This is a genomic window from Proteus sp. CD3, assembly GCF_008808075.1.
GTDB lineage: Bacteria > Pseudomonadota > Gammaproteobacteria > Enterobacterales > Enterobacteriaceae > Proteus > Proteus appendicitidis.
Map to the genome: position 1 here is coordinate 1,433,840 of NZ_CP019686.1, position 17,982 is coordinate 1,451,821.

The window sequence follows — 17,982 nt, forward strand, 5'->3', positions numbered from 1 at the left end:
TTAAAAAAGGATTGTTCTCAATGTCCAGCAATAGCCTCACCCCGTGCAATGTGCTTTGGTATAACCAATTAGGTATGAATGACGTTGATCGTGTTGGTGGGAAAAATGCTTCCCTCGGTGAAATGATCACAAACCTAGCGGAACTGGGTGTTTCTGTTCCTAATGGGTTTGCTACCACAGCGCAAGCGTTTAATGATTTTCTGGAACAGAGCGGTATCAATCAGCGTATTTATGAATTACTTGATAGCGTTGATGTTGATGATGTCAATCAACTGGCTCAAGCAGGTAATCAAATTCGCCAGTGGGTAATTGATACACCTTTTACGCCTCAGTTTGAAAAAGATATTCGCGATGCTTATCTCACATTAAGTGAAGGTGAATCTGAAGCTTCATTTGCCGTTCGTTCATCTGCGACTGCAGAAGATATGCCTGATGCTTCTTTTGCAGGTCAACAAGAGACGTTTTTAAACGTTCAAGGTATTGATGCCATACTCGTTGCAATCAAACATGTATTTGCCTCGTTATTTAACGATCGAGCAATCTCTTATCGTGTTCACCAAGGTTATGATCACCGTGGTGTTGCATTATCTGCGGGTGTTCAACGTATGGTGCGTTCTGATCTTGCTTCTTCAGGTGTGATGTTTACCATCGATACTGAATCTGGCTTTGATCAAGTTGTCTTTATTACATCAGCTTATGGTTTAGGTGAAATGGTAGTACAGGGTGCGGTTAACCCAGATGAGTTCTATGTACACAAGCCAACTTTAGCAAAAGGTCTACCTTCTATTGTTCGTCGTAATCTTGGCTCTAAAAAGATCCAAATGGTTTACGCGGACAGTGTTGAACATGGTAAACAAGTTCGTATCGAAGATACGCCAGAGTCACTGCGCAATCGTTTCTCTTTGACTGATCATGAAGTTCAAGAGTTGGCTAAACAAGCGGTATTGATTGAACGTCACTATGGTCGTCCAATGGATATCGAATGGGCTAAAGATGGGCATAATGGTCGCTTATATATTGTTCAGGCACGCCCAGAAACCGTTCGTTCTAACCAACAAGTTATGGAGCGCTATCAATTAAATGAAAGTGGCTCTGTTATCATTGAAGGCCGTGCTATTGGTCATCGTATTGGTACAGGTGTCGTTAAAGTTATTCATAACTTAAATGAGATGGATAGAATTGAAGCGGGTGATGTGCTGGTTACTGACATGACAGACCCAGATTGGGAACCTATCATGAAAAAAGCCTCTGCGATTGTGACTAACCGTGGTGGTAGAACATGCCATGCTGCAATTATTGCTCGTGAATTAGGTATTCCCGCTGTGGTGGGTTGTGGTGATGCAACAGAATGTATTACTGAAGGCCAAGTTGTTACCGTTTCTTGTGCTGAAGGTGATACAGGATTTGTTTACGATGGCAAACTGGATTTTTCTATTCAAAGCTCCGCAATCGATAACATGCCTGAATTAGGGCTTAAAATCATGATGAACGTCGGTAATCCTGATCGTGCATTCGATTTTGCTGGTTTACCAAATGATGGTGTTGGTCTTGCGCGTTTAGAATTTATTATTAACCGCATGATTGGTGTGCATCCTCGTGCATTATTAGAATATGACGACCAAACTGAAGCATTGAAAGCTGAAATCAATGAAATGATGGCAGGCTATGAATCTCCAGTAGAGTATTACATCAGTAAATTAACGGAAGGAATTGCAACATTAGCTGCGGCATTCTGGCCTAAACGCGTTATTGTTCGTTTATCTGACTTTAAATCTAACGAATACGCCAACTTAGTGGGTGGCGATCGTTATGAGCCAGACGAAGAGAACCCAATGTTAGGATTCCGTGGTGCGGGTCGTTATGTTTCTGACGATTTCCGTCGCTGCTTCTCTCTTGAGTGTGAAGCGGTAAAACGTGTTCGTAATGATATGGGCTTAGAGAATGTTGAAGTCATGATCCCATTTGTTCGTACTGTACGCCAAGCTGAAGAGGTGATTGACGAATTAGCGGCAAACGGTTTGAAACGAGGTGAGAATGGCTTAAAAGTCATTATGATGTGTGAAATTCCATCAAATGCCTTATTAGCGGATAAATTCTTAGAACACTTTGATGGTTTTTCTATCGGCTCTAACGACATGACCCAATTAACATTAGGTCTTGACCGCGATTCTGGTGTGGTTTCTGCACTGTTTGATGAACGCAATGATGCAGTGAAAGCATTATTATCAATGGCAATCCAAGCCGCAAAACGTAATGGAAAATATGTGGGTATTTGTGGTCAAGGACCTTCTGATCATGAAGATTTCGCACAATGGCTAATGGAAGAGGGAATTGATAGTTTATCGTTAAACCCAGATACCGTAATTAAGACTTGGGTGAAATTAGCACAATAGAATTAATATCATCGTTATAAATAAAAAGCTCACAATATTATGTGAGCTTTTTTTATACAATTATTAAATAATAGGCAAAAAAAAAGCCTATCATGGGCTGACAGGCAAAGACTACACACAGCAATATTTTATATTCTTTAATCCCGCCAATTAATCTATTAATATGAAAGGCGAAATTATTAATTCGATGAAACATTTGTTTCGTTGATATTTATATTAAGAGAAATGCGTTAATTATGCTCTAAGAATTATCTCAATAAAAAGAATAATGGTTTATTTAAAATTGAATATAACTTGCTGGTAACAAACAGGTTTAAAAAAATGTAATTTGTTTCAAGATGTAAGTTTTAATATAGAAATATAATGGTTTATTCCTAAATTGATAATCTTTATTAAACTTTACTCTGTTATTTTTAGAGCATGTAAGTAGCTACACTTACATGCTCCATTATTATTTATTCTTTTTCAATAAAGTTTTTATTCATAAATTCTACTGTTTCAGTTAAATCAGGACTAGGTTTTGGTACTTCATTAATCCATGCATTTAATAAACTATGAGCAACAGCAAGAACAACAGGACCAATAAATAAACCAATCATACCTAATGTTAAAATTCCACCAATAACACCTGTGAGAATTAATACCATAGGCAAATCTGCACCCATCTTGATTAAATAAGGGCGTAATACACCATCCATTGTTGCAACAGCACCACCCCAAATCACCATAACAATGCCCCAAGTGGTATCACCCGTCCAAAATAGCCATAAAATTGAAGGGATCAAAACTAATAAAGGACCTATTTGAGCAAGGCAGCAAATAAACATAACGACGGTTAATACCGTAGCATAAGGTACGCCAGATACAGCAAGACCAACACCGCCAACAATAGCCTGAATTAAGGCGGTTAAAACCACACCTAATGCAACAGCGCGAATAGACATAGAGGCGAGTAAGATTGCGGCATCACCACGTTGACCGGCTAAGCGAATAGCAAAATGACGCAACCAAGATACGACATTTTCACCTTGTAAAAACAGTAAGCCTGAAAATAACAACATCACACCCAAATGTAGGGCAAATCGACCAATATTTAAGGCTTGAGCAAAAAACCAGTTTGCAGCTTGCCCAACATAAGGTTGGATTTTTGAGATTAACGCATTCCCCCCTGAAACCAGAATAGAGTGCCATGTATCATAAAGCTTGCTCCCTATCATGGGGATATCGTTAAGCCATAATAATTGAGGTGGCTGAATATTCGAAGGTGATTTCGCTAATTCAATTAAGGGGGCGCTATTATCAATAACGCTACTAATTAATAAGATAATAGGGATAACGAAGATCAGTAATATCAAAATCATCATTATCATGGTTGATAGCCAACGATATTTTACTCGTTTTTCAATAATAAGAAGTAAAGGCCACGTTGCTACAACAATCATTCCAGCCCAAATGAAACCCACAATAAAGGGATTTAAGATCCAAAAACTGGCGATAATAAAAAAAGAAATAAAAAGAACAGTGAATAAAACTTTGGGTATATCTGTATGGATCTGCGGTTTTTCCATGGTTTTAAATCCCTACACGAATAAAAATGCTAGAAGCAGATGAATAAACATTGCAAATATCACGTTGTTTATATCACTACGCAATTTGCCAGAATTGTATGATAAGGTGAATAGGTATCGGTCTGAAAGTACAAAATGAGGCAGAGTACCTCTTAGCATACATTTCAACATCTAAAATTAAGCAATGTGGACTATTAGATTAAAGAGCTATAACCCATGATCCCACGTATATCGCAAGCACCGCAAGTCAGTGAACTCACAACAGAATTTCTTGATACTCTTCGAAAAAACGGTTTTACCGGTGATATCTCCAGCAGTTATGCTGACAGACTCACTATGGCAACAGATAATAGTATTTACCAGTTATTGCCACAGGCGGTTGTTTTCCCTCGTTCAACAGCGGATGTCACTATTATAGCTCGCTTAGTTGATGAACCTCGATTTCATTCACTCTCCCTGACTCCAAGAGGGGGCGGCACAGGTACTAATGGGCAAGCATTAACGGATGGCATTGTCGTCGATTTATCTCGTTATATGAAACGCATCATTGAGATAAACCCAGAAGAGCGTTGGGTAAAAGTGGAAGCAGGAGTGATAAAAGATGAGCTTAATCTCTTTTTAAAACCTTATGGCTTCTTTTTTGCTCCAGAACTTTCTACCAGTAATCGTGCCACATTAGGCGGAATGATTAACACTGATGCATCCGGGCAAGGTTCAATGGTTTATGGTAAAACTTCTGATCATGTTCTTGGTGTTAGGGCGGTTTTGTTAGGCGGTGAACTTCTTGAAACGCGAGCGATGGATATCGCACTAGCCGAAAATATTGCCCAAGACAGCTCTGCAATCGGTAAAGTTTATCGTACCGTTTTATCTCGTTGCAAAGAGCAACGAAAGCTTATTCTTGAAAAATTCCCTAAATTAAATCGCTTTTTAACTGGGTATGATTTACGTCATGTCTTTAGTGATGACATGAAACGATTTGATTTAACGAGAATTTTAACAGGCTCTGAAGGAACGCTCGCTTTTATTACTGAAGCGACACTCGATATCACGCCAATTCCTAAACAGCGCAGTTTAGTCAATGTAAAATACGATTCTTTTGACTCAGCATTACGTAATGCGCCTTTTTTAGTTAAAGCAAATGCACTTTCTGTTGAAACTGTTGATTCCAAAGTATTAAATCTCGCTCGTGAAGATATTGTGTGGCATTCCGTTAAAGCGCTGATCACTGATATACCTGATAAAGATATGCAAGGTCTTAATATTGTTGAATTTGCGGGTGATGATGAAAATCTTATCGCTTCACAAGTCGCATCATTATGCCAACGCTTAGATTCATTAATGAAAGAGGGTCAGAGCGGTGTTATCGGTTATCAAGTCTGTGAAGATTTGGCGGATATAAATCGTATTTATGCCATGCGTAAAAAAGCGGTTGGTTTATTAGGTAACGCAAAAGGGCAAGCAAAGCCAATTCCTTTTGTTGAAGATACCTGTGTACCGCCAGAACATCTTGCTGATTATATTACAGAATTTAGAGCGCTACTTGATAGCCACCAGCTCAATTATGGCATGTTTGGACATGTTGATGCGGGTGTATTGCACGTAAGACCTGCTCTTGATATGTGCGATCCACAACAAGAATTATTGATGAAATCCATCTCAGACGACATTGTCACGTTAACAGCCAAATATGGTGGGTTACTCTGGGGTGAACATGGAAAAGGCTTTAGAGCGCAATACAGCCCCGAATTTTTCGGTGAAACGCTCTATCATGAACTGCGTCAAATCAAAACGGTGTTCGATCCTCGAAATAGACTGAATCCTGGGAAAATCTGCCCTCCATTAGAGGTCGATGAGCCTATGAAGCAAGTTGATACTATCAAACGAGGGACTTTTGATCGCACAATTCCTTTATCTGTGCGCCAAGATTTCAAAGGTGCATTAGATTGTAATGGCAATGGGCTTTGCTTTAACTTTGATGCTAAAAGCCCTATGTGCCCTTCAATGAAAATCAGCGGACAACGCATTCATTCACCTAAAGGACGAGCCGCACTTGTAAGGGAGTGGCTACGCTTATTAACAGAGCAAGGCGTTAGCCCAAAACAACTTGGATCTAGCCTTGAAAATAATAAACCTAGCTTAAGAAGTTTAATTGAGAAAACGCGTAATACTTGGAAAGCTAAACGTGGCGAATATGATTTTTCTCATGAAGTCAAAGCGGCAATGAACGGTTGCTTGGCTTGTAAAGCGTGTTCAACGCAATGTCCGATTAAAATTGATGTGCCATCGTTTCGTTCTAAGTTTACTGAGCTTTATCACCAGCGCTATTTACGTCCGTTAAAAGATCATATTGTCGCTAATGTTGAGTTAACTACGCCGATTATGGCGAAAGCACCCGGATTCTTTAACTTTTTTATGAAGCAACCCTTGGTGCAATCATTAAGTAAACACACGATAGGAATGGTTGATTTGCCTTTGCTGTCATCACCAACATTAAGGCAGCAATTGGCTGGGCACAATGCGTTAGATATGACGCTAGAAGACTTAGAGCGTTTATCTGAAAAGCAACGAAGCCATCATGTGCTGGTGGTTCAAGATCCCTTCACCAGTTATTACGATGCAAAAGTGGTTGCCGATTTTATCAAGCTAATTGAAAAGATTGGATTTAAACCTGTCTTGTTGCCGTTTTCACCTAATGGTAAAGCACAACATATTAAAGGTTTTTTACAGCAATTTAGTAAAACAGCACAAAAAACCTCAATAATGCTTAATCGTGTTGCAAAATTAGGTATCCCTATGGTGGGAGTCGATCCTGCGTTAGTGCTTTGTTATCGTGATGAATATCGTGAAATACTGGGTGATAAACGTGGGGATTTTAATGTTCAACTTGTTCATGAATGGCTAAGTAAATTGGTATCTGAGCCAATAGCAGTTCGCGATGATGCTGAAAAATGGTATCTTTTTGGGCACTGTACAGAAGTGACGGCGCTACCACAAAGTATGAAACAGTGGCAGGCTATTTTCCAACGTTATGGGCAGCAACTCGAATTTGTGAGCACTGGATGTTGTGGAATGGCTGGTACTTATGGACATGAACTCAATAATTATGAAAACTCGTTGGGCATTTATCAACTCTCATGGGGTAATGCATTAAAAACGTTACCAACAATGCGTTGTTTAAGCACCGGTTACTCTTGTCGTAGTCAAGTGAAACGTATTGATAATGTTGAGCTAAAACACCCACTACAGGCACTTTTGGAGATTATGCCATGATATGGAAACGTAAAACGACAATTGAGGATCTTAATCATATTGGACAAAACAATATGATGAGCCATTTGGGTATTGAATTAACATGTCTTGGTGATGATTATCTTGAAGGAACAATGCCTGTTGATCATCGTACTAAGCAGCCTTTGGGGCTTTTGCATGGTGGTGCTTCTGTTGTGTTAGCTGAAACATTAGGCTCTGTTGCGGGTTATCTTTGTACCGAAGGTGAACAAAAGATTGTCGGGCTTGAAATTAATGCGAATCATATTCGTTCAGCAAGAGAAGGCAAGGTAAGAGGTGTATGCAAACCTATTCATTTAGGTCGTTCACACCAAGTTTGGTCAATAGAAATATTTGATGATGAAGGTCGTCAAGTATGTATTTCTAGATTAACAACATCTGTTATTTCTTAAAAAATAAAAAAGTTATACGCACAAAGTGAAATACTCGCTTTGTGCGTTTTTTATGTTTATAGATAATGTCAAAAAGAATAAAAATTGAGAGAGAAAAGAAAATTATTTCTTTATTTAGATTTTATTTTTAATGATAATCATTATCTTCATAATAAAAGATAAGACGATCAATAATGTTAACTATTTCTAAATTCAACACCACAGTATTATTAATTGTAGGTTTATTAATCAGTGGGTGTGACAATAATTCTACCTCTAAAACGAGTAATGATATAAGCAATATTCCAGTGCAAACTGTTTCTGGTTTTAATATGGCTTATCCCACTTCATTTACAATGAGCAGAGAAGATACTGAAAATTATTTTAAATTATTACCCGATAATATTCAGGATGTCACAACAGAAATGATGGTTTATAAATCAGAGCCTATTTGTGATTTAACAGATGTTCGTCTGGTTTATTTTAAAATGATCGATGCAATGAGTTATGATGTGGATGCGGGAGCACAAGGCATAGTTGATAATATTGCGATAATAGATGGCATGAAGGAAATATCTACATCGATAAAACCATTAACCATCCCAAACGTAGAAAGTAGACATGTCTTTTTTGAAGGAAAATACGCAAAAGAGAATGTGAGTTATGAAGGTGTTTTAGTGGCTGATCTTAAAACGAACCGAGTATGGCAACTACAATTGATTAGCAACTTCAATAGCCAATCGAACAAACAAAAGAATAGTCAAATCCTTGAATGTACAAACAAATATATTCAAACCATTACTATCAATAAATAAGTTCAAAGAGCACACAATCCAATAAGAGGTCATCACATAAGTGGTGCTATCTTATCCTGCATGATAAGCATAAAAATGAATGTGAACAGAGTTAATAAGCTGTCATGTAAAAACACATTTTTATGCTTTTTTCTCTAAATTTCAGTGATAACATATAAAGTGTATTTATATTGCAACTTATGTGCGTATTGTGCGAAATATAAGAAAAATTAAAAGTTTTATTTTTTGTAATGAAAGAGAATAAAAGTGTTATATTACATTGTGTTAACATTAATTGTTAACAAAGTAATTGCAAAAATAGAACAAAAAACACACATTTATGGAATATCCTTTCAAAAGACATGGTTGAAGTGATAAGGGTTATCATTACCATTAGTGTCAGGAAAGATATCAATCTCCTTTCGAAATGAGGTCAGAAATGACAAACAACGTTGAAACTTTTTCTCTTAATGACACAGCTTGGCAAGGCATTGTATTAACGGATAATGCGGCAAAGCATATCTGTCATTTAGTTGAGAAAAACCCAGAAAAACAAGGGCTTTCCTTAAGTATCAAACCCTCCGGTTGTACAGGGTATGGTTATGTTATTGAACTCGCTACTGCCCCAAATGATGATGATCTTGTTTATGAACACAATGGAGCAAAACTCTTTGTTTCATTAAAAGCAATGCCATTTATCGATGGGTTGGTTGTTGATTATGTTCGTGAAGGACTTAATCAAATGTTTAAATTTAATAATCCTAAAGCTCAAAACGTCTGCGGATGTGGTGAGAGCTTCGGGGTATAACATAGTGAAGTCAGATTATGTCTCAGAGCAATGTTGAAATTGGTGATGAAGTTCAGGGATGGCTAAGCGATCACCACTATAAAGAAGGTTTTTATACCGATATTTCAACCGATACCTTAGAAAAAGGATTAAACGAAGCGGTTGTGCGTGCAATATCGGCAAAAAGAAACGAACCAGAGTGGATGCTGGAATTTCGTTTAGATGCTTATCGCCATTGGTTAGAAATGGAAGAGCCTCATTGGCTAAAAGCAGATTATCCATCGCTTAATTATCAAGATTATAGCTATTATTCAGCGCCATCTTGCAGTTCATGCTGTGCTAATGGCAGTTGTGCTGGTGGTACAAATGAAGCGGTTGCAAGTGATAAACAAGCCGCGCAAGATTATTTAACTAAAGAAGTTGAAGATGCCTTTAACCAACTTGGTGTGCCTGTAAGAGAAGGGCAAGCGGTTGCGGTTGATGCCATTTTTGACTCTGTTTCTGTTTCAACAACATATCGTGAAGAGCTTGCCGAACATGGCATAATTTTCTGCTCATTTAGCGAAGCTATTCAAGAATATCCTGATTTAGTACGCCAATATTTAGGCACCGTTGTATCAAGCCATGATAACTACTTTGCTGCACTAAATGCGGCTGTCGCATCTGATGGTACTTTTGTCTATATTCCAAAAGGGGTTCGTTGCCCAATGGAATTATCGACTTATTTTCGTATTAATGCGGCTCAAACTGGTCAATTTGAACGAACTATTCTGGTTGCTGATGAAGGCAGTTACGTCAGTTACATCGAAGGTTGTTCAGCACCTGTTCGTGATAGCTATCAGCTTCATGCTGCTGTGGTTGAAGTCATTATCCATAAAGATGCTGAAGTAAAATACTCGACGGTACAAAACTGGTTCTCTGGTGGCGATAGTGAAGGCGGTATTCTTAACTTTGTGACTAAACGTGCGATTTGTGAAGGCGAAAACGCAAAAATGTCATGGACGCAATCAGAAACAGGTTCTGCGATTACATGGAAATATCCAAGTGTGATTTTAAAAGGGGATAATTCGACCGCTGAATTCTTCTCGGTTGCTTTAACGAATGGCAACCAACAAGCAGATACCGGTACTAAGATGATCCATATCGGCAAAAATACCAAATCAACCATTATCTCTAAAGGTATTTCTGCGGGTAAAAGCCAAAACAGTTACCGTGGACTCGTAAAAGTACTCCCTGGTGCGCAAAATGCCCGTAACTTTACCCAATGTGATTCCATGTTAATTGGTACGCAGTGCGGTGCGCATACTTTCCCTTATGTTGAAGTAATGAACAACTCAGCACAGCTTGAACACGAAGCAACAACGTCACGTATTGGTGAGGATCAGTTGTTCTATTGTCGTCAGCGTGGGTTAAGCGAAGATGATGCAATCTCAATGATTGTAAACGGATTTTGTAAAGATGTGTTCTCAGAATTACCGCTGGAATTTGCTGTAGAAGCACAAAAATTATTAGCAATCAGCTTAGAACATAGCGTCGGTTAACGATTAACCAAATTCTGAGTATAAAGATACCGAAGGCATATATTATGTTAGAAATTAAAAATTTACATGTCAGTGTTGAAGGCAATGAAATCCTGAAAGGGTTAGATTTGCAAGTTCGTGCGGGTGAAGTTCACGCGATTATGGGGCCAAATGGCTCGGGTAAAAGCACCTTATCAGCAACACTTGCTGGTCGTGATGAATATGAAGTCGATGAAGGTTCAATCACCTTTAAAAATAAAGATTTATTGGAATTAGAACCAGAAGATCGCGCAGGTGAAGGCATCTTTATGGCATTTCAATATCCGGTTGAAATACCCGGTGTCAGCAACCAATTTTTCTTACAATCGTCTGTGAATGCGGTGAGAGAATATCGTGGTCAAGAGCCGTTAGATCGCTTTGATTTTGAAGATTTTATTGAAGATAAAATCAAATTACTGGATATGCCACAAGATTTGTTAACACGTTCAGTTAACGTGGGGTTTTCTGGTGGTGAGAAAAAACGTAACGATATTTTACAAATGGCTGCGTTAGAGCCTGAATTATGTATTCTAGATGAAACAGATTCAGGGCTTGATATTGATGCCTTAAAAATCGTTTCTAATGGTGTTAATAGCTTACGTGATGGTAAACGTGCTTTCATTGTTGTAACACACTACCAGCGCATTCTTGACTATATTAAACCTGATTTTGTACATGTGCTTTATCAGGGGAAAATCATTAAATCTGGTGATTTCTCATTGGCGCAAAAATTGGAGGAACAAGGTTATGGCTGGCTTATTGACCCTCAATGAAAAGCGTGAAAAGCAGCGCCAAGTTGAACTGCGTAATCAACAAGCATTAGAAACGTTTTCAGCGTTATATCATCAACGTAAAGGCGACGATAGTCTCAATGCGCGTAATCACTGGCTACAAGTCGAGAAAGTCGGTTTCCCGGCTTATCGTCATGAAGATTGGCACTATACACCATTAGAAGAAACGCTAAGCCAGCGCTATCAACAGTTGCCAGCTTTTGATGTGCAAAATTTAATGGCTAAATACGCATTATCTTTTGATTGCTATCGTATTGTTATGGTAAATGGCACATTTTCACCGATAGAAAGCAGCAAAGATTTTGGTCCTTATCAAGTCACTTTGCTTGATAACCAAAGTGAATTGCCTAAAGCGGTAAATGGTGAAATTTTCCTGCATTTAGTTGAAAGTTTAGCGCCACATCCTTTGTTGATTACCTTGAAAGCGGGCGTTATTGCGGATAAACCACTTTATATCCTCAATATTACTCAAGGTGATCAAAGTGCAGAGGTAAATAGCGCAAATTATCGTTTTCACCTTGATGTCGGTGCAAATACACAGATGCAAGTTATTGAGCACTATATCAGCAGTGACAGCGAAAACCGTCACTTTACAGGGGCAAGATTAACTGCTGCGATTGGTGATAATGCCTCTTTTAACCATATCAAATTAAGCTTTGAGAATGGTGTAAGTCAGCATTTTGCTCATAACGATCTGACGATAGGTCGTGATGCTCGTGTCAATAGTTATGCTTTCTTATTAGGGGCTAAACTTAGTCGTCATCATACAAGTTCTGCACTAAAAGGTGAAAATACAGAGCTTTCGATGAATAGCGTTGTATTACCTAAAGCCGGCGAAATAGCGGATACCCGCACATGGTTGGTTCATGGTGAAAAAAATTGCCAGAGTCGTCAACTGCATAAAAGTATTGCAATGGATGCAGGGAAAGCCGTATTTAACGGTATGATCACGGTAACACCTCAAGCATTAAAAACAGATGGTCAAATGACTAATAACAATCTGTTGCTGGGTGAGAAAGCGCAAATCGATACTAAGCCACAGCTTGAGATCTATGCTGATGATGTAAAATGTAGCCATGGTGCGACTGTGGGGCGAATTGATGATGAGCAACTATTTTACTTGCGTTCACGAGGTATTTCTTTAAGTGATGCCCGTAAAATGATCATCCATGCATTTGCGGCTGAATTAACTGAATCGCTAGAAAATAGCGTGATTAAGGCGCAGGTATTAGACAGAATTAATCAGCGCTTATTAGAGGTATAAAATAAGGCATTATGACGCATTCCATTGAAAAAGCGCGAGATGATTTTCCAATCCTTTTACAACAAGTAAAAGGGAAACCACTGGTTTATCTCGACAGTGCCGCAAGTGCTCAGAAACCGGCTTGCGTCATTGAACATGAAAAGCAATTTGCCTTAACACAATATGCCGCGGTTCACCGCGGCATTCATACGTTAAGTGCAAATGCGACAACGTTAGTTGAAAATGTCCGTAAAAAAGCCAGTGATTTTTTAGGTGCCAATAGCGAAGATGAGATTATTTTTGTTAAAGGCACAACGGAAGGGATCAACTTAATTGCAAATGTTTATAGCCAACGATTTTTAAATGATGGTGACAATATCATCATCACAGAAATGGAACATCACGCAAATATTGTTCCTTGGTATATGTTGGCAAAACAGTATGGTTTTAATGTTCGTGTGTTACCGCTATTACAAGACGGTACACTCGATTTAGCTAAATTACCTAGCTTAATCGACGAACGAACTAAATTATTTAGCCTTACGCACCAATCAAATGTATTGGGCACAGTGAATCCTATCGCTCAGATTATTCGTGATGCTCGCCAATATGCTATTGATCAAGGCGGGGAGTTACATATATTGGTTGATGGTGCTCAAAGTGTCATGCATCAATCAATTAATGTTTCACAACTTGATTGCGACTTTTTTGTTTGTAGCGGGCATAAATTGTATGGACCTACGGGTATTGGCTTGCTGTATGGTAAAAAAGCGATACTGGATGAATTGCCGCCTTGGGAAGGCGGTGGCGCAATGATAAAACATGTTCATATTAATGGTGATATTACCTACGCAGATGCACCTTGGCGTTTTGAAGCGGGAACACCTAATATAATAGGAATGATTGGCTTAGGTGCGGCATTAGATTATCTTTCACAGCTAGGTATGAATAATATTGCTGAGTATGAAAATAGTATAATGAAGTATGCTCAAGAGCAGTTGCAAAAAGTAAAATCTTTAACGCTTTATGGTAATGATCTTCGACAAGGTGTGATAGCGTTTAATTTAGGTAAACACCACGCTTATGATGTTGGGGCATTTCTTGATAATTATGGTATTGCTATCCGTACAGGGCATCATTGTGCGATGCCAATTATGGATTATTACCAAGTTCCTGCGATGTGTCGTGCATCTATTGGTTTATATACCAATAAAAATGATATTGATGCGTTGGTTAATGCGCTATTACGTGTTGAAATGTTACTAGGTTAAAGATTAAAGATTAAAGATTAAAGAAAAGAGGTTATTCATGGCAGTAGCCAATTTGCCAGATGAAGCAAAACTATTACGCAATTTTTCTCGTTGTCAGGATTGGGAACAACGTTATCTCTATATGATGGAGTTAGGTGAACGCCTTACTCCTTTAACAGATGAACAACGTAGTTCCGCTAATTTTATCGAAGGTTGTCAAAGTCAAGTGTGGATTGCTGTTTCGTTTAATGAGAATAAACAACTTATTCTTGCTGGTGATAGCGATGCAGGCATTGTCAAAGGGCTTGTTGCCTTGGTAATTATCTTATTTCAGGGGAAAACGCTCGAACAAGCATTAGCCACAGATGTAAAACAGTATTTTTCATCACTCGCACTAGAAAGCCACTTAACACCCTCTCGAACTCAAGGCTTACATGCGATGGTTACGACACTAATTAAGCGTTTTTCAGAATACGCTGTAGCATAAATGTTACCTAATCCCACATTAATGTTCTAAACTGACTTATTATATGAATAGCATAACAATGATAATGTTATCATCATAATAGTCAGTTTATTTTATTTCTAACACACGGGATAAATGATGAATAAATGGTTAACCCTATTGGGAGTATCGCTGTTAGGGATGAACAGCCACTTATCTTATGCGACAGAATACCTGTTACCCGCTGATGGCCAGCGTATTATCGGCGAGAATGTTTCATATATAGTGCCGGATGATAAGCGTTCACTAGAAGCTATTGCGTCTGAATATCAAGTGGGATTGCTTAATATGATGGAAGCAAATCCGGGTATTGATCCGCTTTTACCAGATGCAGGTAAAACATTAAATATTCCATTGCAGATGATTTTACCTGATACGGTATATAAAGGTATTGTCATCAATCTTGCCGAATTACGCCTTTATTATTATCCGAAAGAGGGTAGCACCGTTGATGTTTATCCTATCGGTATTGGTCAATTAGGACGAGAAACGCCTGAAATGGTGACATCGATTTCTCAATTGATTAAAGATCCCACATGGACACCGACGGCAAATATTCGTAAAAACTATGCAGCAAAAGGGATCATTCTCCCTGCCGTTGTTCCTGCCGGCCCTGAAAATCCAATGGGTGCTTATGCATTAAGATTGGCTCATAGTCGCGGTGAATATTTAATTCACGGTACAAATGCAGATTTTGGTATTGGATTAAGAGTGAGTTCAGGCTGTATTCGTTTAAGACCCAATGATATTGAGACGTTATTTAACGTAGTGCCTAAAGGTAGCCGTGTTCAGGTTATCAATAAGCCGATTAAATTTACTGAAACTGCGGATGGTAGACAGTTTATTGAAGTTCATCAGCCATTATCACGTAATGAAGATGACGATCCGCAAACGATGCCTCTTACGTTCACAAAGCAATTTAATGCTTGGTATGAAAGTGGCAAAGTCGATAAAAATAAAGTCGATGCAGAGCTTATTCGTCGTTCTGGTATTCCTGTAGAGGTTACAGCCTACTAAGTGTGGATGATATTTTATAAATAGCAAAAGACCTCTTTATAAAATTAATAGCGTTAAAGATACCTTACTATAAGTCATATTATTTTACTGATAATAAGGAAATTTAGTGAGAGTTTCAGCTAATAATGAAAATCTGATAAAGAGAAATAACAGTATCACGCCTAACATGGCGGATAATTCTGGTTTGCTATTTAATAAGTTATCTCAGGCGAGAAATAGCTGTAAAACATTTTTAATTGGGGATAAAAAGCTAAAAAGTGAAAATATTCAATTAATGTGCGAGGAGCTTCTTCAGCGAGTCATTCCTAAAGAGGGATGTAGGGTATATGAGTTAATTGAAATAGAGACTTTGCCTGATAAGGTTAGCTCCAGAGTATCTTACTCAAAGTATTCAAAGTCAGTGACAGAGCTATTTAATATTCTAGAGAATGAATTAAAAAAAGTCAGTGGCATGGAATATTTTGTACTGACGAAAGATCAACAAAAAAATGTTGATAAAATTAAGGATACATTTAGTCAGATATCTACTCAAACAGACAAAAATATCAGGCATAACTCATACCTAGCAACGAATCTTAATTTAAATGAGCGTATAAAAGCTTTTGGCATTGATACACTTAATAATAATTAAAAACCTTATAAAAACCAAAGCCCTAACATTACGTTAGGGCTTTGCTATTAATGCTTACCTAAAGCTGTTTTCAGCCTATTGGTGAGTCAAATTACTTTTTATAAGTAGTGACTTGGTTATCTAAACGCTGATTTGCGCGAGCTGCTTCGTCGTAAGCTGATTTAGCTTCAGCGCGAGCAGATTGTACATCACCGCTTAGTTGCTGAACTTGAGTATTCAGGCGGCTTACATCAGAAGAGATTTGATCTAATTGTGCATTATTACTAGAAGAACAACCTGCTAATAAGCCTGAAGCCAGAATTACCGCACCTAGTACAAGTTTCGCTTTCATAGTTACAACCTCTATTATTAGTTTGTGTAAAGGAACAAGTAGCATTTATATGAAACCACTAATAAGTATGGCACATATATAAGAAAATGCTGGATTTATTTATCTCATTCTACTGAACCATTAGTTGAACAATAGAAAAAATAACACCTACAACGCAAATGTTCAGTACAAAAAATGCGTGTTATTTCACAAAAGATTTTTATTCATAAAAGTCTGATAGAAAAACATTTTATCTGCATTGTTTTATTGTTACTTATATTTATAGCTATAAAACACCACCTAAATTTACTTTTATGAAAACAGGCTCTACTTCATTTTTAAACGATTCAAGTGTAAATTTTTGGAAGTTTAGATCGTTATATCCCCTAAAGAAGAGTATCCCGCGTTCTAAATCGGTGAGTGTTGTCCATACTGAAAATTCACTGGTATGAAGGGCTTTTAACGTATTATGTCCCAGTAAAGGATCGATTGTGGAATTTTTAGGACGATCAAAACGGTTCATAATATGCGATAATTCAACAAGTTGTGTGTCTGGATCAGAAACTTGGTGATAATACGTTGTGTAGTAAACAGCACGAATAAACCTATCAACAGAAGTATCAGAGCTTGGCAATGTTACTAACGCAATCCCACTATCAGGTTGTTTTACCTTAATATTACCCAGAGTGCTGGTGGAAATATTAATATTAGAAAGATGAGTGTAATTATTTAAGTTGGTAAGATGCCATGGAAATAAGGGACCATTGGTCATGCAATAAGTCGGATTATCATAAATATGCAATTTCCCTTCTGAAACCTCAACAACAATACAGGCTCCCGTTTTATCATAAAAAGCATAATGGAAAGGGCTGGGTAAATTGCGTAATAACAATAATTTTTGTGACCAAAATGCGGTTTTAGGGATGTTTTGTTTTAATTCTTCAACGGTTGAATATTGTGCTAAAGCCCATTCACCAATTGCTGCGATAGGTACTGAATTTGCGTAGTCTTCTGGGCTAATATCATGGAGCTTTGAATCAGGAAGCATATTCAAGCTAAAAGAAAGCCCTTGTGTATTGACTCCTTCCAGTACGTCTTTTGTTCCTTCTAAATTAATGGGGGCTGTAATGGCGATAAAAGGGTATTTAGCGACATATTTTAATCCTGGTGTACCATCGGGAGCATTTTGTTGGAATGTATGAGCTTTAGGATAATATGCAAATATTGAGGCGGGTTTGTCTGTTGAAAATTCCATTGTTCTACCATGATAAATACGATTTTTCTTATCTTTAATCGCAAGGGTAGTACAAGCAAAAACGCGGGTATTTTTTGTGTCATTAGACATTTTACATCCTTATTTACTTATATTAATAAAATAGTTTATTAAAAGCATAGAAGAAATGAGGGCAGTAAGAGAAAAAAATCAGCAGAATTAAAAAAAATAATGAAAGAGAAAAAATAGTGAAAGAGAA

Annotated in this window: 15 protein-coding genes; 12 read left to right on the plus strand and 3 right to left on the minus strand. The window is 37.8% G+C overall.

Annotation, left to right across the window (positions count from 1 at the left end; translation table 11 throughout):
- Positions 1-20: 20 nt before the first annotated feature.
- Positions 21-2,393, plus strand: coding sequence for a phosphoenolpyruvate synthase (gene ppsA, locus BTA34_RS06565; RefSeq protein WP_151434961.1), 2,373 nt, complete (start codon positions 21-23; stop codon positions 2,391-2,393).
- Positions 2,394-2,848: 455 nt separating this feature from the next.
- Here the strand turns inward: ppsA and ydiK are convergent, their stop codons facing one another.
- Positions 2,849-3,961, minus strand: coding sequence for an AI-2E family transporter YdiK (gene ydiK / locus BTA34_RS06570; RefSeq protein WP_151434962.1), 1,113 nt, complete (start codon positions 3,959-3,961; stop codon positions 2,849-2,851).
- Between the two features lie 216 nt (positions 3,962-4,177).
- On the opposite strand from ydiK, the gene BTA34_RS06575 reads away from it, so the two are divergent.
- The 11 genes from BTA34_RS06575 (at position 4,178) to BTA34_RS06625 (ending at position 16,200) form a co-directional block, all read left to right on the plus strand.
- Positions 4,178-7,234, plus strand: a complete 3,057-nt coding sequence (locus BTA34_RS06575; RefSeq protein ID WP_151434963.1) for an FAD-binding and (Fe-S)-binding domain-containing protein — start codon at positions 4,178-4,180, stop codon at positions 7,232-7,234.
- Positions 7,231-7,644 carry a 1,4-dihydroxy-2-naphthoyl-CoA hydrolase gene (gene menI, locus BTA34_RS06580; RefSeq protein WP_151434964.1) on the plus strand — a complete coding sequence of 138 codons (414 nt, stop codon included), beginning with the start codon at positions 7,231-7,233 and terminating at the stop codon, positions 7,642-7,644. The genes BTA34_RS06575 and menI overlap by 4 nt, the downstream gene beginning before the upstream one ends.
- Positions 7,645-7,817: 173 nt before the next feature.
- Positions 7,818-8,438, plus strand: a complete 621-nt coding sequence (locus BTA34_RS06585) for a hypothetical protein (RefSeq protein WP_151434965.1) — start codon at positions 7,818-7,820, stop codon at positions 8,436-8,438.
- Positions 8,439-8,856: 418 nt separating this feature from the next.
- Positions 8,857-9,225, plus strand: a complete 369-nt coding sequence (gene sufA / locus BTA34_RS06590) for a Fe-S cluster assembly scaffold SufA (protein ID WP_036913225.1) — start codon at positions 8,857-8,859, stop codon at positions 9,223-9,225.
- Between the two features lie 17 nt (positions 9,226-9,242).
- Entirely contained in the window at positions 9,243-10,745 is a 1,503-nt protein-coding gene (sufB, locus tag BTA34_RS06595; protein ID WP_151434966.1) for a Fe-S cluster assembly protein SufB, read from the plus strand.
- Between the two features lie 44 nt (positions 10,746-10,789).
- A complete protein-coding gene (gene sufC / locus BTA34_RS06600; RefSeq protein WP_023582353.1) occupies positions 10,790-11,536 on the plus strand; it encodes a Fe-S cluster assembly ATPase SufC in 747 nt (248 codons plus the stop codon).
- Positions 11,511-12,818, plus strand: coding sequence for a Fe-S cluster assembly protein SufD (sufD, locus tag BTA34_RS06605; RefSeq protein WP_151434967.1), 1,308 nt, complete (start codon positions 11,511-11,513; stop codon positions 12,816-12,818). Before sufC ends, sufD begins: the two co-directional genes overlap by 26 nt.
- Positions 12,819-12,829: 11 nt before the next feature.
- Positions 12,830-14,068: a cysteine desulfurase SufS gene (gene sufS / locus BTA34_RS06610; protein ID WP_265576284.1), complete on the plus strand. Its 1,239-nt coding sequence runs from the start codon at positions 12,830-12,832 to the stop codon at positions 14,066-14,068.
- A 37-nt stretch (positions 14,069-14,105) separates the two neighbouring features.
- Complete coding sequence (gene sufE / locus BTA34_RS06615) at positions 14,106-14,534, plus strand: cysteine desulfuration protein SufE (protein ID WP_151434969.1); 429 nt, start codon at positions 14,106-14,108, stop codon at positions 14,532-14,534.
- Between the two features lie 117 nt (positions 14,535-14,651).
- The gene (locus BTA34_RS06620) at positions 14,652-15,569 is read left to right on the plus strand and encodes a L,D-transpeptidase family protein (protein WP_151434970.1); all 918 of its coding nucleotides are present in this window, start codon (positions 14,652-14,654) and stop codon (positions 15,567-15,569) included.
- Between the two features lie 106 nt (positions 15,570-15,675).
- Positions 15,676-16,200: a hypothetical protein gene (locus BTA34_RS06625; RefSeq protein WP_151434971.1), complete on the plus strand. Its 525-nt coding sequence runs from the start codon at positions 15,676-15,678 to the stop codon at positions 16,198-16,200.
- 91 nt (positions 16,201-16,291) lie between these two features.
- Here the strand turns inward: BTA34_RS06625 and BTA34_RS06630 are convergent, their stop codons facing one another.
- Both BTA34_RS06630 and BTA34_RS06635 read right to left on the minus strand, forming a co-directional pair.
- Positions 16,292-16,531, minus strand: a complete 240-nt coding sequence (locus tag BTA34_RS06630; protein ID WP_036913221.1) for an Lpp/OprI family alanine-zipper lipoprotein — start codon at positions 16,529-16,531, stop codon at positions 16,292-16,294.
- Between the two features lie 265 nt (positions 16,532-16,796).
- Positions 16,797-17,855 carry a linear amide C-N hydrolase gene (locus BTA34_RS06635; protein ID WP_151434972.1) on the minus strand — a complete coding sequence of 353 codons (1,059 nt, stop codon included), beginning with the start codon at positions 17,853-17,855 and terminating at the stop codon, positions 16,797-16,799.
- Between the last annotated feature and the right edge of the window lie 127 nt (positions 17,856-17,982).

Coding starts and splice junctions, on each gene's coding strand:
- sufC (WP_023582353.1), top strand. CDS start 10,790: ATGTTAGAAATTAAAAATTTACATGTCAGTGTTGAAGGCAATGAAATC.
- BTA34_RS06585 (WP_151434965.1), top strand. CDS start 7,818: ATGTTAACTATTTCTAAATTCAACACCACAGTATTATTAATTGTAGGT.
- sufA (WP_036913225.1), top strand. CDS start 8,857: ATGACAAACAACGTTGAAACTTTTTCTCTTAATGACACAGCTTGGCAA.
- ydiK (WP_151434962.1), bottom strand. CDS start 3,961: ATGGAAAAACCGCAGATCCATACAGATATACCCAAAGTTTTATTCACT.
- BTA34_RS06635 (WP_151434972.1), bottom strand. CDS start 17,855: ATGTCTAATGACACAAAAAATACCCGCGTTTTTGCTTGTACTACCCTT.
- menI (WP_151434964.1), top strand. CDS start 7,231: ATGATATGGAAACGTAAAACGACAATTGAGGATCTTAATCATATTGGA.
- ppsA (WP_151434961.1), top strand. CDS start 21: ATGTCCAGCAATAGCCTCACCCCGTGCAATGTGCTTTGGTATAACCAA.
- sufE (WP_151434969.1), top strand. CDS start 14,106: ATGGCAGTAGCCAATTTGCCAGATGAAGCAAAACTATTACGCAATTTT.
- BTA34_RS06575 (WP_151434963.1), top strand. CDS start 4,178: ATGATCCCACGTATATCGCAAGCACCGCAAGTCAGTGAACTCACAACA.
- sufB (WP_151434966.1), top strand. CDS start 9,243: ATGTCTCAGAGCAATGTTGAAATTGGTGATGAAGTTCAGGGATGGCTA.
- BTA34_RS06620 (WP_151434970.1), top strand. CDS start 14,652: ATGAATAAATGGTTAACCCTATTGGGAGTATCGCTGTTAGGGATGAAC.
- sufS (WP_265576284.1), top strand. CDS start 12,830: ATGACGCATTCCATTGAAAAAGCGCGAGATGATTTTCCAATCCTTTTA.
- BTA34_RS06630 (WP_036913221.1), bottom strand. CDS start 16,531: ATGAAAGCGAAACTTGTACTAGGTGCGGTAATTCTGGCTTCAGGCTTA.
- sufD (WP_151434967.1), top strand. CDS start 11,511: ATGGCTGGCTTATTGACCCTCAATGAAAAGCGTGAAAAGCAGCGCCAA.